Source organism: Caulobacter sp. GW456-12-1-14-TSB4, assembly GCF_059424195.1.
The window spans coordinates 1-15,370 of sequence record NZ_JBWKZF010000018.1 but is presented as its reverse complement, the minus strand read 5'-3'; the positions used below and the strand labels follow the sequence as shown (position 1 = coordinate 15,370).

Below are 15,370 nucleotides of genomic sequence, written 5' to 3'. Positions count from 1 at the left end.
CCGAATGTCCGACAGCGTTGTCAAGGATGTCATGGTCGTATTGGCGGGCGTCGGCAAGCAACCTAAGGTCCCGGGCTCGACAGGGAGGTCGCATGCCAGTTCGCTCCGTTCTCACGCTCGCCGTAGGCCTGTGCGTGGCCTCTTCCGCCATGGCCCAGACCAAGCCGGAGGAGACCGAGGTCTGGAAACCGGCCGCGCCGGTGGTGACGACCTCGGGGGCCGCGCCGTCCGACGCGATCGTGCTGTTCGACGGCCACGATCTTGACCAATGGGTGGCTGCCAAGGACAAGTCGTCGGCCGCCTGGACGGTGGCCGATGGCGTCCTGACCGTCGACAAAACCAAGGGCAATATCGAGACCAAGCGGAGCTTCCGCGACTACCAGCTGCACCTGGAATGGCGCATCCCGGAGGGCATCACCGGGACGGGCCAGGCGCGCGGCAACAGCGGCGTGTTCCTGGCGTCCACGGGCGCCGGCGACAAGGGCTACGAGGTGCAGATCCTCGACAGCTATGAGAACCCGACCTACGTCAACGGCCAGGCGGCCAGCGTCTACAAGCAGCATCCGCCCCTGGCCAACGCCAGCCGCAAGCCGGGTGAATGGCAGACCTACGACATCGTCTGGCATGCGCCGGTGTTCGGCGCGGACGGCGCGCTCGTGACGCCGGCCGATGTCACCGTGATCCACAACGGCGTGCTGGTGCAGGACCACACGGTGCTGGCCGGCGAGACGGTTTATATCGGCAAGCCCAGCTACAAGGCCCATGGCCCCGCGCCGATCAAGCTGCAGGCGCATGGCGATCCCAGCGCGCCGATCAGCTTCCGCAACATCTGGGTCCGCGAACTGGCGCCCCGCTAGACGGGCGGCGCCGCGGTGCTGGCGCGCACCACCAGCTGGTGGGGCAGGGTGACGTTCTGCAGAGCCGTGGCCCGGCCGCTGAGGATGTCCATCAGCAGGCGCACCACCTCGTGGCCGATCTGCTCCTTGGGCTGGCTGACCGTGGTCAGCTGCGGGTGCAGATACTGGGCGAAGCGGATGTCGTCGAAGCCGACCAGCGACACGTCCTCCGGACACCGCAGGCCGCGCAGGCGGATAGCCTCCAGCGCGCCCATGGCCATCTCGTCGCTGAAGCAGAAGATCGCCGTCGGCCGGCCCGGTTCGTCCAGCAGCTCACCGGTCTGGCGCACGCCGGACTCGATCGAGAAGTCGCCGATGGCCATGCGCAGGGCGCTGGCCCGGCCGTGACGCTGGGCGGCGGCCAGCACGCCGGCCAGGCGGTCGCTGCTGATCGGGCTGGCCAGCGGACCGGTGACCACGCCGATGCGGGTGTGACCCAGGCCGTACAGGTAGTCGACCACCTCGGCGGCGGCGGCGGCGTTGTCGATATGGGCGCTGGACACGGCCAGACCGGGGCGGAACTCGCAGCCGTTGACGATCGGCGTCTTGGGGCCCTTGGCGGCGACCATCTCGGCCAGCACGTCGGGCAGGCGGTGGCCCAGGAAGATCAGGCCGTCGGCCTCCTTGCGGCGGAACATCGCCGCATATTGCTCCTCGCGCGCTTCCTCGTGGCGGGTGTCGCCCAGCAGCACCGAATAGCCGGCGGCGAGAGCGGCTTCCTCGACGCCCCGGATCACCTGCGAGAAGAACGGGTTGGAGATGTCGGGCACCGTGACCAGGATCTTCTCGGTCCGCAGGGTGCGCAGGCTCTTGGCGGCGAAGTTGGGCTCGTAGCCCAGGCGGTTGACCGCCTCCATCACCTTGTTGCGGGTGGTCTCCAGCACCAGTTCGGGCGCGCTGAACACCCGTGAAACCGTCGCCGTGGAGACGCCCGCGTCGCGCGCTACGTCTTGAATGGTGGCCATTGGCCGGACACTGGCGACTAGCCGACAGCTTGGCAAGCAGACGGAGCCCTGTTATCGATGATTTCGATTACATCGGAGCGGAGGCGGTCCAAACGGGCCGAAACTGCCGCCCAAGCTGGTCGGGGAGGCCAGATCCATGAACACGAGCTTCCGGCTCTTCGTGATGATGGTGCTGCAGCTGGCGATCTGGGGCGCCTGGGCGCCAAAGATCTTCCCCTACATGGGCATGCTGGGCTTCGCGCCCTGGCAGCAGTCGCTGGTCGGCAGCTCGTGGGGTGTGGCCGCCCTGGTCGGCATCTTCTTCTCCAACCAGTTCGCCGACCGCAACTTCGCGGCGGAGAAGTTCCTGGCCGTCAGCCACCTGATCGGCGGCCTGGCTTTGGTCGGCACGGCCTTCGCCACCGACTTCTGGCCGTTCTTCGCCTGCTACCTGGTCTTCAGCCTGGTCTATGTGCCGACCCTGTCGGTGACCAACTCGATCGCCTTCGCCAACCTGAAGGACCCGGCCGCCGGTTTCGGCGCGGTGCGGATGGGCGGGACGGTCGGCTGGGTGCTGGTCAGCTGGCCCTTCGTGTTCCTGCTGGGCGGCCACTCGTCGGTCGAGCAGGTGCGCTGGATCTTCCTGGTCGCGGCGATCGTCTCGTTCGCCTTCGCCGGCTACGCCCTGACCCTGCCGCACACGCCCGCCCGCAAGGACGCGCCGGGCATCGACAACCTGGCCTGGCGACGGGCCTTCAAGCTGCTGGCCGCGCCGTTCGTGCTGGTGCTGTTCGTCGTCACCTTCATCGATAGCGTCATCCACAACGGCTATTTCGTGATGGCCGACGCCTTCCTGACCAACCGCGTCGGCATCGCCGGCAACCTCTCGATGGTGGTGCTGAGCCTGGGCCAGGTGGCCGAGGTGCTGACCATGTTCCTGCTGGGCCGGGTGCTGGTGCGCCTGGGCTGGAAGACGACGATGATCATCGGCGTGCTGGGCCACGCCGCGCGCTTCCTGGTCTTCGCCTTCGCCGCCGACAGCATCCCGACGATCGTCGCCGTCCAGCTGCTCCACGGGATCTGCTACGCGTTCTTCTTCGCCACCGTGTACATCTTCGTCGATGCGGTGTTCCCCAAGGACGTCCGCTCCAGCGCCCAGGGCCTGTTCAACCTGCTGATCCTGGGGATCGGCAATGTGGTCGCCAGCTTCCTGTTCCCCGAGCTGATCAGCAAGCTGAGCGCCGGCGGCACGGTCGACTACACCCGCCTGTTCCTGGTCCCGACCGGCATGGCCCTGGTCGCGGTGCTGCTGCTGGCGATCTTCTTCCGCCCGCCCTCGCGCGGTCCGGTCGCCGAGACCGAAGACCTCTCCGCCACCGCCAATCCGGCCCAAGTCTAAGCTTCAACGAAGGAAAGCCTCGTGAACGCACATCTTTCTCGACGTGGTCTCCTCGGCGCCGGCGCGGCCCTGATGGGCGCGAGCTTCGCTGGCGTCGCCGGCGCGGCCCAGCAGCCGTTCTTCCAGCGCCACAAGCTGCCGGTCGGCATCCAGCTCTACAGCCTGGGTCCGGACCTGGCCAAGGAGCTGGACGCCCAGCTGGCCACCGTCGCCAAGATCGGCTTCAAGTCGGTCGAGCTGGCCGGCTATCTGGGCCGTACGCCGGCCGAGCTGCGCGCCGCCTTCGACAAGGCGGGCCTGGTCTGCCCCAGCGCCCACATCTCGCCCAAGGGGCCGAGCGGCTTCAGCGGCGACCTGTCCAAGCTGGCCGACGAGATGCACGTCATCGGCGTCAAGTCGGTGATGATGCCGATCTTCTACATCCCCGATCGCCTCAGCCAGGACCTGCGCGCGGCCGGCGTGCAGATGACGGCCGACGACTGGAAGTGGAACGCCGACTTCCTCAACGAGAAGGCCGCCGTGCTGAAGAAGGCCGGCATCGCCGCCGGCTATCACAACCACAATTTCGAGTTCGCGCCTCTCAAGGATGCAAAGGGGGGCGACACCAACGGCATGGAGATCCTGCTGAAGGGCACCGATCCTGCCGTGGTCACCTTCGAGATGGACGCCGGCTGGGTCACGGCGGCTGGCCACGATCCGCTGGCCCTGCTGAAGGCCCATCCGGGCCGCTTCACCCAGATGCACGTCAAGGACGTCAAGGCGACGACCAAGACCAATTTCGAACTGAAGCAGGACCCGACCGAGGTCGGCGGCGGCATGATCGACTGGAAGAAGCTGCTGCCCGCCGCCTATGCCGAAGGGGTGCGGGGCTTCTACTACGAGCAGGAGCCGCCGTTCGCCCATCCGCGTCTGGAGTCGGCCAAGATCAGCTACGACTACCTGGCCAAGGTCGTCGCCTGATGAGCCTTCGGATGGCCATGGTCGGCGGCGGTCCGGGCTCGTTCATCGGGCCCGTGCACCGCATGGCCGCCGAACTGGACGGCCGCATCCGGCTGGTCGCCGGGGTGTTCAGCCGTGATGCGGCCAAGAACGCCCAGGCGGCCGCCGCCTGGGGCGTCGCCCCCGACCGGGTCTATCCAGACCATCACGCGATGATCGCCGCCGAGCGGGCGCGCGAGGATGGCGTCCAGCTGGTCTCGGTGGTGACGCCCAATCACCTGCACTTCGACGTCTCGGCCGCCGCGCTGAAGGGCGGGCTGCACGTGATCAGCGACAAGCCCGCGACCCTGAACCTGGCTGAGGCGGAAGAGCTGGCGGGCATCGTCGCGGCGTCGGGCAAGTTCTACGGCCTGACCTACACCTATACCGGCTATCCCATGGTCCGCGAGGCGCGCGAGATCGTGGCGCAGGGCGACCTGGGCGCGGTGCGCAAGGTGGTGGTCGAATATTCGCAAGGCTGGCTGTCCAAGCCCTTGGAACTGGATGAGGCCAACAAGCAGGCCAGCTGGCGGGCCGATCCCAAGCAGTCCGGCGTCGGCGGCTGCATCGGCGACATCGGCGTCCATGCCTTCAACATCGCCGAGTTCGTGACCGGCCATCGCGTCGCGCGCCTGTGCGCCGACGTCTCCACCGTCGTCCCGGGCCGGGGCCTGGACGACGACTGCAACGTGCTGCTGCGCTTCGAAGGCGGGGCGCGCGGCGTGCTGATCGCCTCGCAGATCTCGGCCGGAGCTCGCAACGGCCTGACGCTGAGCGTCTATGGCGAGAAGGGCGGCCTGACCTGGTCGCACGAGGACCCCAACGTCCTGACGATCGACTGGCTGGACGGTCCTAGCCACGTGCTGCACGCCGGCTCGGGCTATCTGGGCGCGGCGGCTCGCGCCGTGACACGCCTGCCGACCGGCCATCCCGAGGGCTTCATCGAGGCCTTCGCCAACATCTATCGCGACTTCGCCGACGCCATTGAAGGGCGGAGCGGCGGGGTCGTGCCCGACATCGGCGAGGGCGTGCGCGGCATGGCCTTCGTCGAGCGCGCCGTGGCCGCCAGCCGCGACGACGCCGGCTGGGTGAGCCTAACAGGAGACGGCCGATGAAGACGCTCAAAGGGCCCGCGATTTTCCTGGCCCAGTTCATCGGCGACAAGCCGCCGTTCGACAAGCTGGAGACCATGGCCAAGTGGGTCGCTGACCTGGGCTATGTCGGCGTGCAGATGCCGACCGGCGGGGCGGACTCGTTCTTCGATCTCGCTTTGGCCGCCGAGAGCCAGACCTATTGCGACGACATCGCCGGCCTGCTGGCCGAGTACGGCCTGGAGATCACCGAGCTCTCGACCCACCTGCAGGGCCAGCTGGTCGCCGTGCATCCGGCCTATGACGAGCTGTTCGACGGCTTCGCCCCGCCGGAGCTGCGCGGCAAGCCGGCCGAGCGCCAGGTCTGGGCCGTGGGCCAGGTGAAGGCCGCCGCCGCCGCCAGCCGGCGCCTGGGCCTGAAGGCCCACGCCACCTTCTCCGGCGCTCTGGCCTGGCCGTACTTCTACCCCTGGCCGCAGCGGCCGGCGGGTCTGGTCGAGGAGGCCTTCGCCGAACTGGGCCGTCGCTGGAAGCCGATCCTGGACGTGTTCGAGGACAACGGCGTCGACGTCGCCTACGAGATCCATCCGGGCGAAGACCTGCACGACGGCGCGACCTTCGAGCGATTCCTGGACGAGGTCGGCGGCCATCCGCGCGCCAATATCCTCTATGATCCCAGCCACTTCGTCCTGCAGCAGCTGGACTATCTGGGCTACATCGACCGCTATCACGAGCGCATCAAGGCCTTCCACGTCAAGGACGCCGAGTTCCGGCCGACGGCCCAGTCGGGCGTCTATGGCGGCTATCAGGGCTGGGCCGAGCGGCCGGGCCGGTTCCGCTCGCTGGGCGATGGCCAAGTGGACTTCAAGGCGATCTTCTCCAAGCTGGCCCAGTACGATTTCGACGGCTGGGCGGTGCTGGAGTGGGAGTGCGCGCTGAAGCATCCCGAGCAGGGCGCCCGCGAAGGCGCGCCGTTCATCCGCGACCACATCATCCAGGTCACCGACAAGGCGTTCGACGACTTCGCCGGCAGCGCGCCGGACGCCGGTCGCAATCGTCGCCTACTAGGCCTGTGATCTTTCCCGACGGAGTATCCTCGATGAAGTCCCCGCTTATGTTCGCCGCCGTTCTGGCCGCGACGGCGACCAGCGCCGTCGCCGGACCCACCGGCCAGCAGGTGTTTGAGCAGCGCTGCACGGTCTGCCATTCGCTGCAGCCCGCGCCGGGCAAGATGGGCCCGCCCCTGGCCGGCGTCGCCGGTCGCAAGGCCGGGACCGCCCCGGGCTTTGCCTACAGCACCGCCATGAAGGCCTCGGGCATCACCTGGACGCCGGAAGAGCTGGACGCCTTCATCAAGGCCCCGGGCAAGAAGGTGCCTGGCACCAAGATGCTGCTGGGCGCGCCCGACGACGCCCAGCGCGCGGCGGTGATCCAGTATCTGTCGTCGGTGAAGAAGTAGGCTGAGCCTGGGGAGAGCGGCGATGAAGACGATGGTCAGAGCCTTCGCGATCTGCGCGACGTCGTTGCTGCTGGCCTTGCCAGGCGTCTCCAGCGCTCAAGCCGCCGACCCGACCGGTTTCGCGAGCGGCGCGGAGGTCCAGGCCCAGATCCGCGACATGCTGGCCGCGATGAAGCCCGACCAGGGGTTCATGTGGCGTCCCCTGGTCCGCGATGGGACCACCGTGGCGGCGATCGAAATCTGGAAGAAGCCGGGCCGCCCCGCCGTCCACCCCGACCAGGCGGAATACGCCATCGTGCTGGAGGGCGACGGCACGTTGGTCTCGGGCGGGACGCTCGTCGATCCGAAGGTCAAGAACCCCACGCTCACCGACGGCGACAAGATCGAAGGCGGGACGACGCGGACGCTGGGCCCCGGCGACGTCATCCTCGTGCCCGCCGGCGTGCCGCACTGGTTCGGCATCACCGGCGAGCGACTGGTCCTGCTGGGCGTCAAGCTGCCCGGCGCGAAGTGACGGCGCTCAGCGCGCCGTCAGCTCTTGAATCTGGATGTCCTTGAATTCGATCGGGTGACCTTCGCTCTGTAGCGCGATGTAGCCCTCGGTCACCGGTTTCGCGCCGCGCTCCAGGATGTAGGGCTTGGCGCCGGCGGCGACGGTGTCTTCGGGGTCGAGCATCACGTCGGCATAGTGATGGACGGCCGCGCCGTTGATTTTCTGGGTGATCTGGCCGTTGGGCAGCACTTCCAGCTCGGCCTGGACCCATGTGCCATCGGGGATGGTCGGGGCGTTGGCGGACGGGGTGCAGTGCTCCTTCACCTTGGCGCCGTCGATGGTGATGGTCAGGCCCGGCGTGCAGACCGCGCCGGTGGGGCGGGGCGCGTCGCCGTCCTTGCCCAGCAGCTGGAACTCGATCGAGACCGGGAAGGGCTGGGGGACCGTCATGCTCTCGGGGCTCTGGCTCAGGAACATGATGCCGCTGTTGCTGCGCGCCCACGCGGGGGTGTCGGGCAGGCCGCCCTCGGTCAGGAAGCGATAGGTCAGCTTCAGGCGATAGGCCTTGAACGGCGTCTTGTAGAAGAGGTGCCCGAACTGGCCGTCCAGCTTGTCGTAGCCGGCATAGGACACCCGGATCACGCCGTGATCGACGACGAAGGTGTCGCGGTAGTTCTCGCCGGCCGGATGCTTGGCGACCTTCGGCGTCCAGCCGTTGAGGGTCTTGCCGTCGAACAGCGGCCGCCACGGGCCGGCCTTGACGTCCTGCGCGTGGGCGGTCCCCCCAAGCAGCGCCAGCATGAGTCCAATCGCGACGAACGGCTTGGCCATGATCCTGTCTCCCTCCCAATCGCTCAGCCCATTTTTACGGTCAAATGCCGAGCTTTCTTGCAATGTAACCCATTTCATGGAAGCCTCCAGGCAAGAATGAAGGGTTCGCCGAGGTCGGGGCGTCGCGTTGCTTAGAGCTTCCGACGTGGTCCATCGAGCGGCCGCAAAGGGAGCGAACATGGCCAATGTGAACGGTCGCGCGCGGCGTAAGAACACTTATGACGCGATCGTGGTGGGTAGCGGTATCACCGGCGGCTGGGCCGCCAAGGAGCTGACCCAGAAGGGCCTGAAGGTCCTGGTTCTCGAGCGGGGCCGCATGGTCAAGCATCTGGAGGACTATCCGACCGCCGTCCTCGATCCCTGGCAGACCAAGTACCCGCAAGGCCAGCTGCCGAACGCCGAGCTGGACGCGCACTACCAGGTGCAGCGCCGCACCGGCTACACCATGACGGAGTACAGCCAGCACTTCTTCGTCAAGGACGACGAGAACCCCTACACCGAAGAGAACCGCTTCGACTGGATCCGCGGCTATCACGTCGGCGGCCGGTCGCTGACCTGGGGCCGGCAGAGCTATCGCCACAGCCCGATCGACTTCGAGGCCAACGCCAAGGAGGGCATCGGCGTCGACTGGCCGATCCGCTACGAGGATCTGGCCCCCTGGTACGAACACGTCGAGCGCTTCATCGGCGTCTCGGGCCAGCACGAGGGTCTCGCCCACTTCCCCGACGGTCACTACCAGCCGCCGATGGAGATGAACTGCGTCGAGAAGGCCTTCAAGGCCAAGTCCGAGGCCCGCTTCCCCGAGCGCCGGGTCAGCATCGGCCGCACGGCCCACCTGACCGACCCGACCGAGGAACAGCTGAGCCTGGGCCGCACCAAGTGCCAGTTCCGCAACCAGTGCATCCGCGGTTGCCCGTTCGGCGGCTATTACAGCTCCAACTCCGGCGGCCTGGTGGCGGCCGAGCGCACCGGCAACCTGGTGATCCGCCCGAACTCGATCGTCACCGAGCTGATCTATGACGCCAAGGCGGGCAAGGCGACCGGGGTGCGGATCCTGGACGCCGAGACCAAGCAGGACGAGGAATTCCACGCCGACGTCATCTTCCTGTGCGCCTCGGCCCTGAACTCGGCCTGGATCATGATGAACTCCACCAGTTCGCGGTTCGAGAACGGCTTCGGCAACGGCAGCGACCAGCTGGGCCGCAACGTCATGGACCACCATCTGGGTGTCGGCGCGTCGGGCGACGCGCCCGAGTTCGGCGACATGTACTATTCGGGCCGGCGTCCGAACGGCATCTACGTGCCGCGCTTCCGCAACCTCGGCGACGAGGCCACCAAGCGCACCGACTACCTGCGCGGCTTCGGCTATCAGGGCGGGGCGTCGCGGCCGATCTGGGATCGCGATCTGGGCAACCGGGCCAAGGGCGCCAAGGGCTTCGGCGCGGCGCGCAAGACCGCGCTGACCCAGCCCGGTCCGTGGAACATGGGCCTCGGAGGGTTCGGCGAGATCCTGCCCTACGAGGACAACCGCATCACGATGAACCACGCTGTGAAGGACGCCTTCGGCCTGCCGACCCTGTCGTTCAACGTCACCATGCGCGAGAACGAGATGGCCATGCGCCGCGACATGCAGGCCGCGGCGGTCGAGATGCTGGAGGCCGCCGGCTTCAAGAACGTCAAGGGCCACGACGGCGGTTACGCGCCCGGCCTGGGCATCCACGAGATGGGCACCGCCCGCATGGGCCGCGATCCCAAGACCTCGGTGCTGAACGCCCATAACCAGGTCCACGAGTGCACGAACGTCTACGTCACCGACGGGGCGGCCATGACCTCGGCCTCGTGCGTGAACCCGTCCCTGACCTACATGGCCCTGACCGCCCGCGCCGCCGACCATGCGGTGAAGGCTCGCAAGCGGGGAGACATCTGATGCTGAACCGACGTGACACCCTGCGCGGCCTGGCCCTGGCGGTCGGCGTCGCCTCGACCGGCTGGGCGCAGCGCGCCCTAGCCGCCGCGCCGGCGCCGGCCCTGAGCTGGACCCCGACGGCCTTGACCGCCGACCAGGCCCGCCTGCTCGACGTGGTGGCCGAGCTGATCATCCCGGCGACCGACACGCCCGGGGCCCGCGAGGCCGGCGTCCCGCAGTTCATCGACCGCGCGGTCGGCGACTACTACGACAAGGGCCAGGTCGAGCAGCTGCTGGGCGGCCTCTCGCGCATGGACGCCGACGCCCGCGCCGCGCACGGCGACGGCTTCGTGGCGCTGGCGCCCGAGCAGCAGGTGGCCTTGCTGACGACCTACGACCAGGAAGCCGGCGCCGCGCGCGGGCAGGGGCAGGGCCACTTCTTCCCGGTGCTGGAGGACATGGTCACGGTCGGCTACTTCACGTCCGAGGTCGGCGCGACCCAGGCCCTGAAGTACGAGGCCGTACCTGGCGCCTATCACGGCTGCGTGCCGCTGGCCGAGATCGGACGCGCCTGGGCGACGCGGTAGGTCGGATCGAGGTTCAACGAAAAGGACCGCTCCTAGCCGCTCATCCCCGCGAAAGCGGGGACCCAAGCTGACTTTCGGGTCTGTTGAATGGCCTTGCCATGATCGCTGACACGGCTTGGGTCCCCGCTTTCGCGGGGATGAGCGGGGTTTTGGGAGTTTGTACGTCCTGATGGGGGAGGGGAGCCTAGACCGGCTCGCCGACCGCCTGGAAGCTGGCCGGATCGAGACCCTCATCGACGCCCTTCACGTACAGGCCCTCGGCGTGGTGGTGGTAGTCCTCGACCTCGTAGACCTGGCCCGAATAGACGCCCAGGTGGGGCAGGCTCACGCCGGTGCGCAGCAGCAGTCGCCTTGGCGGAAGATGCGTTCGTTCATGATCGGTCCCTCTACCTGCCCGCGCAGCCTGCGGCGCCGAGGCCCATCCCGCCAAGACACGACTTCGTCAGCTTCCGGAAGGGAACGATTCCAGCCATTCGCGCAGCCGTTGGTTTTCGGCCTCCAGCGCGCTGAGCCGTTCGCGCAGCGGTGTCACCGCGCGATTGATCTCGGCCTCGGTGAAGCGGGGCACGATGTGCTGCGGGCAGTTCCAGTCGAAGGCCGCCAGCCGCAGGCGGAAGATCCGCTCGGGCCGGGCGCGATAGCCGGGAACCGCGACCCGCGCCATCAGGTCGGGCTCGGCGTCCAGGGCCAGGCGCTCGGCGTGGGCCAGGATCTTCAGCCGGGCGCGGCGGGGATAGTCGACCAGGATCAGGGCCACGCGATCGTTGGCGTCCAGGTTGCCCATGCTGATGTACTGGCGGTTGCCGGCATAGTCGGCGAAGGCCAGGGTCGTCTCGTCCAGCACCTTGAGGAAGCCGGGCGGGCCGCCGCGATGCTGCACATAGGGCCAGCCGGTCTCGGACACGCTGGCCATGTAGAAGCTGTCGCGCTCGGCGATGAAGGCGACTTCGTTCGGAGTGAAGGCCTCGGACACGCGATCGACCGCGCCGGGCGTCCAAAGATGATCGACGCCCATCTCGGCCTGGGCCGCGCGCACGCTGGCCGAGCTGGCCAGGTCCAGGAAACTGTAGTGGCTCATGGAGAGGTCTCCCGGCGCCGCACTCGGATGAAGCGCAACGCCGGGAAGGATCCTATTCGACTAGGCTGGCGTCGAGGGTGATCTCGGCGTTCAGCAGCTTGGAGACCGGGCAGCCGGCCTTGGCCTTGGCGGCCAGCTCTTCGAACTGGGCCTGATCGGCGCCGGGGATGCTGGCCTTCAGGGTCAGGTGCGAGGCGGTGATGGCGTAGCCGCCCTCGACCTGTTCCAGCGTGACCTTGGCCGAGGTGTCCATCCGGTCGGCCTTCAGGCCGGCCTCGCCCAGGATCAGCGACAGGGCCATGGTGAAGCAGGCCGAGTGGGCGGCGGCGATCAGCTCCTCGGGGTTGGAGCCGGGCTGGCCCTCGAAGCGGCTGGCGAAGCCGTAGGGATAGTCGGTCAGGGCGCCGCTCTCGGTCGAGATCGAGCCCTTGCCGTCCTTGATGCCGCCGCTCCAGGCGGCCGAGCCGCTTCTGACGATCTTCATGTCGGTTACTCCAGATGGGGAATGTCGGGAGCGATCCACCACGTCGCGGCGAGGGCGGCTTGAAGGAAACCGGCTTTTCACGCCCGCGCCACGAACGAAAACGGCGGCGCGCCCGAAGGCCCGCCGCCGCGTCGTCTGGTCTGAACCGCAAGGTCGTCGCCTCAGGTCAGGTTGTATTCCGGCTTGGCGTAGGTCCCGATAAGGTCGACGCCATAGACGTTGTGCGTCAGCTGGTCGGCGAAGAAGGCGTCGGCCGACTTGGCGTAGAGGCCGACATGCTCGTTCTCGGCCGCCGCCAGCAGGAAGCCGACCATGGCCGCCTTGGTCCCCTGGCCGTTGGCGCCGTCCTGGCCGTAGTAGGCCAGGTAGTCGGTCCGGGTCATGGTCATGCCGCCGACGGTCACCATGGTGTCCAGCAGGTCGTGGACCTTCTGGTCGGTCGGGGTCAGGCCGAAGATGCTGGCATAGGCCTTCTTGGTGGCGTCGAAGAGGGACAGCGACCCGTACATGTTGCTGAAGGCCGTGGCGCCTTCGCCGTTCTTGCCCAGGTTCACCGCGAAATTGATGAAGCGGTTGATGGTGTCGAATGACTGGTAGTAGGCGCTGTTGAGGTTGTTCTGGTTCGCCCCGTTCGGATCGACCAGATAGTCCATGCCAGCCACCGTCGGCGTCTTGCCGGTGAAGAACTGGTAGGAGAGGGCGGCCACGGCGCTGGTGCCGATCGCGGCCTTGGTCACCAGGGTGAGGGCGTCGGCGTAGCTGGTTCCCGAGGCCATGGCGCCGGCGATCGACTTGGTCACGGCGTCGGCGCCGGTGCTGAAGGCCTGCAGGCGCAGGACGCTGGCCATGGCCGCGGCCACGCGGCTGTCGACGATGGCCACGGTGCGGTCCGAGAACTGCAGGCTCTCGATATTGATCGCGGTGTCGGTCCCGTCGCTTCCGGCGTTGTCCTTGATCTGCCAGCCGCCGGTCGCCAGGGCGGTGATGGCGTAGGACGCGAACTTGCCGGCATAGGCGGCGGTGTCCAGGCCCGCCCCGCCATCCAGGATGTCGTTGCCCGCGCCGCCGGTGATGCGGTTGGCCACCGCGTTGCCGACGATGGTGTCGACGCCCGAGCCGCCGATGGCGTTCTCGATGACCGCGCCGATGGCGATGGTGACGTTGCCCGTCGCGCCGCCGACGCTGGAGAAGAAGCCCGCGCGCAGGTCGATGGTCTGGGCGACCTTGTAGCCGGAGAAGTCGAAGGTGTCGGTCCCGCCGGCGTCCCAGGCGGCGAAAACCAGCTTGCTCGACGACGACGTGGCCGAGAACCAGTCCCGGTCGGTGTTGGAGTTGAAGCCGTAGACCGTGTCGCCGGTGCGGGTGGTCATGTTGGCGCCATAGGCCATCTGGGCGGCGGCGATGTCGTCCAGCAGCGGGGCGGACGCATAGGTCCCGCCGAAGGCGCCGCCGGTGTTGCCCTCGCCGAAATAGGACATCACCGTGTACTGACGGCTGTCCTCGTAATAGGTGGCGTTGGCGCTGTAGGTGAGGGCCGCGCCGCCGGCGTTGTATTCGGACGGGTGGGCCAGACCGATGGCGTGGCCGATCTCGTGGACCAGCACCATGCCGCCGTAGTTCGAGGCGCTGGGGTTGCTGTTGTAACCCAGGCTGGAATTGATCCAGACATCGCCCGAACGGCTACTGGCCTGGGTGTTGCCCGGATAGTAGGCGAAGGCGGCCGAGCCGGACTCGCCGGTGCTGTAGTTGCCGAACAGGATCGCGGCGTTGTCGCTATAGGCGGCCGCGCCCGTCGTTCCGGCGCCGGCGCGCACGAAGGTGATGTTGGCCACGTCCGACCAGCCCAGCAGGGCCTTCTCGGCCTGGGCGATCTGGGCGCTGTTGAATTGCGAGAAGCCCGCCGTGTCGCTGGGCATCGTGTTCGGCGCCGAGGCGCGATAGGCGTAGGTCACCGTCGCGGCGACATTCAGCGCCGGGCCCCAGCCAGGCTCGCCGCGCAGCAGCTGCGAGGCCGCCTCGGCCACCGTCAGGCTGTTCTTGCCGGCGACCACGCCGTCGCGGGCGTCGGCGTTGACGAAGCTGTTTGGGGTCTGATCGCCCGTGATGGGGGCGGGTTCCTGGTCGGCCACGGGAAACGGTTCAATACTCACGCACATACTCCACACGCCCAACATCCCAAGTATGTAGAATCGAGATTTCTCCTGCAATCTCGGCTACTTGCGACATCTGCGCGCAGTTTCCTGGCTAAGCTAAGCGCCACCGGTCTGATCCCCCGCCCGCGACCTTTTTTACAATTGACCTGTTTCTGTGGCGTTTACGCCACACCTGAATCCGGGAAGTGCGCGTTTGTCGTGCTGAGGTCCCGGGGACGTGTCGGGCCCGCGACATTCGATTGAGACTAGAGAGGGTTTTTACACATGAATATGCGGTTGCTTGCCGGCGTCGCCTTGATCGCGCTCGGCGCGGCCTCGGGCGCTTCGGCTCAAAGCGCCCTGAGCGGCTTCTATGTCGCGGGCGACGTGGGCTACCACGAGCCGAGAGACGTGAAGGCCACGTCCTCGAACGGCTATCAGTGGAATTTCTCGGGTGACAAGGACTGGGCCGGCTTCGCCCGCTTCGGTTACAAGTTCACCCCGAACTGGCGCGTGGAAGCCGAATACGGCTATCGTCCCAGCGACCAGAAGAGCGTTCGCGGCAACGGCCTGGCCGGCGCTCAGCCGATCGGCCTCTGCACCCCGGGCGTCGGCCGCTCGCCGGCCTCGCCGGATTGCGGTGAGATCGACGGCAGCCTGAAGGCCACCACCCTGATGGCCAATGTCATCTTCGACCTGGCCCCGGGCGGCACGTTCAACCCCTATATCGGCGCCGGCGCCGGTACGGCCTGGGTGCACAACAAGGCCTATGGCCAGCTGTCGGGCGTTCCGGCCGGCGGCGCGCGCTTCCAGAACACCAACTTCGACGACGTCGACCAAGCCTTCGCCTACCAAGGCATCGTGGGTCTGGGCTGGAACTTCGCCGAGAACTGGTCGATGGACCTGACCGGCCGCTATCTGGAAACCAAGAACCTCAAGTGGGGTTCGGTGACCACGAACACGGGTCCGGCCGGTGGTTCGATCACCGACGTCGGCACCTTCTCGGGCAAGTACAAGGACGCTTCGGTGACCCTGGGTCTGCGCTACACCTTCGGGTCCGCGCCGCCTCCGCCGCCCCCGCCGCCTCCGCCC

16 protein-coding genes are annotated in these 15,370 nt (G+C 67.7%); 10 read left to right on the top strand and 6 right to left on the bottom strand.

Annotation, left to right across the window (positions count from 1 at the left end; all coding sequences use genetic code 11):
* The first annotated feature begins 92 nt into the window (after positions 1 to 92).
* Positions 93 to 857, top strand: a complete 765-nt coding sequence (locus AC07YH_RS16910) for a 3-keto-disaccharide hydrolase (protein ID WP_494748120.1) — start codon at positions 93 to 95, stop codon at positions 855 to 857.
* On the opposite strand, the gene AC07YH_RS16905 is transcribed toward AC07YH_RS16910, so the two are convergent.
* Entirely contained in the window at positions 854 to 1,861 is a 1,008-nt protein-coding gene (locus tag AC07YH_RS16905; RefSeq protein WP_494748119.1) for a LacI family DNA-binding transcriptional regulator, read from the bottom strand. The genes AC07YH_RS16910 and AC07YH_RS16905 overlap by 4 nt on opposite strands.
* A gap of 136 nt (positions 1,862 to 1,997) precedes the next feature.
* On the opposite strand from AC07YH_RS16905, the gene AC07YH_RS16900 reads away from it, so the two are divergent.
* The 6 genes from AC07YH_RS16900 (at position 1,998) to AC07YH_RS16875 (ending at position 7,281) form a co-directional block, all read left to right on the top strand.
* Positions 1,998 to 3,239, top strand: a complete 1,242-nt coding sequence (locus tag AC07YH_RS16900; RefSeq protein WP_494748118.1) for an MFS transporter — start codon at positions 1,998 to 2,000, stop codon at positions 3,237 to 3,239.
* A gap of 72 nt (positions 3,240 to 3,311) precedes the next feature.
* Positions 3,312 to 4,199 (top strand): sugar phosphate isomerase/epimerase family protein, encoded by an 888-nt coding sequence (locus AC07YH_RS16895; protein WP_494748204.1) that lies wholly within the window; start codon positions 3,312 to 3,314, stop codon positions 4,197 to 4,199.
* Entirely contained in the window at positions 4,199 to 5,332 is a 1,134-nt protein-coding gene (locus AC07YH_RS16890) for a Gfo/Idh/MocA family protein (protein WP_494748117.1), read from the top strand. Before AC07YH_RS16895 ends, AC07YH_RS16890 begins: the two co-directional genes overlap by 1 nt.
* Positions 5,329 to 6,384 (top strand): sugar phosphate isomerase/epimerase family protein, encoded by a 1,056-nt coding sequence (locus AC07YH_RS16885; RefSeq protein WP_494748116.1) that lies wholly within the window; start codon positions 5,329 to 5,331, stop codon positions 6,382 to 6,384. Before AC07YH_RS16890 ends, AC07YH_RS16885 begins: the two co-directional genes overlap by 4 nt.
* Before the next feature lie 23 nt (positions 6,385 to 6,407).
* Positions 6,408 to 6,767 (top strand): c-type cytochrome, encoded by a 360-nt coding sequence (locus AC07YH_RS16880; protein ID WP_494748115.1) that lies wholly within the window; start codon positions 6,408 to 6,410, stop codon positions 6,765 to 6,767.
* Positions 6,768 to 6,789: 22 nt separating this feature from the next.
* Entirely contained in the window at positions 6,790 to 7,281 is a 492-nt protein-coding gene (locus AC07YH_RS16875; protein WP_494748114.1) for a cupin domain-containing protein, read from the top strand.
* A 6-nt stretch (positions 7,282 to 7,287) separates the two neighbouring features.
* On the opposite strand, the gene AC07YH_RS16870 is transcribed toward AC07YH_RS16875, so the two are convergent.
* On the bottom strand, positions 7,288 to 8,091 hold the full coding sequence (locus tag AC07YH_RS16870; RefSeq protein ID WP_494748113.1) for a 3-keto-disaccharide hydrolase: 804 nt from the start codon (positions 8,089 to 8,091) through the stop codon (positions 7,288 to 7,290).
* 178 nt (positions 8,092 to 8,269) lie between these two features.
* Here AC07YH_RS16870 and AC07YH_RS16865 point away from each other — a divergent pair, with 178 nt between their 5' ends.
* Together AC07YH_RS16865 and AC07YH_RS16860 are read left to right on the top strand one after the other, a co-directional pair.
* Complete coding sequence (locus AC07YH_RS16865) at positions 8,270 to 10,018, top strand: FAD-dependent oxidoreductase (RefSeq protein ID WP_494748112.1); 1,749 nt, start codon at positions 8,270 to 8,272, stop codon at positions 10,016 to 10,018.
* Entirely contained in the window at positions 10,018 to 10,584 is a 567-nt protein-coding gene (locus AC07YH_RS16860) for a gluconate 2-dehydrogenase subunit 3 family protein (RefSeq protein ID WP_494748111.1), read from the top strand. The genes AC07YH_RS16865 and AC07YH_RS16860 overlap by 1 nt, the downstream gene beginning before the upstream one ends.
* A gap of 184 nt (positions 10,585 to 10,768) precedes the next feature.
* On the opposite strand, the gene AC07YH_RS16855 is transcribed toward AC07YH_RS16860, so the two are convergent.
* The 4 genes from AC07YH_RS16855 to sapA form a co-directional block, all read right to left on the bottom strand.
* Positions 10,769 to 10,912 carry a hypothetical protein gene (locus AC07YH_RS16855; RefSeq protein ID WP_494748110.1) on the bottom strand — a complete coding sequence of 48 codons (144 nt, stop codon included), beginning with the start codon at positions 10,910 to 10,912 and terminating at the stop codon, positions 10,769 to 10,771.
* Between the two features lie 114 nt (positions 10,913 to 11,026).
* Entirely contained in the window at positions 11,027 to 11,662 is a 636-nt protein-coding gene (locus AC07YH_RS16850; RefSeq protein WP_494748109.1) for a pyridoxamine 5'-phosphate oxidase family protein, read from the bottom strand.
* A gap of 52 nt (positions 11,663 to 11,714) precedes the next feature.
* Positions 11,715 to 12,146: an OsmC family protein gene (locus AC07YH_RS16845; protein ID WP_494748108.1), complete on the bottom strand. Its 432-nt coding sequence runs from the start codon at positions 12,144 to 12,146 to the stop codon at positions 11,715 to 11,717.
* Between the two features lie 161 nt (positions 12,147 to 12,307).
* Entirely contained in the window at positions 12,308 to 14,302 is a 1,995-nt protein-coding gene (gene sapA / locus AC07YH_RS16840; RefSeq protein ID WP_494748107.1) for a protease SapA, read from the bottom strand.
* A gap of 261 nt (positions 14,303 to 14,563) precedes the next feature.
* Between sapA and AC07YH_RS16835 the strand changes: the two genes are divergently transcribed.
* On the top strand, positions 14,564 to 15,370 hold an 807-nt coding region (locus AC07YH_RS16835; protein ID WP_494748106.1), incomplete at its 3' end, for an outer membrane protein.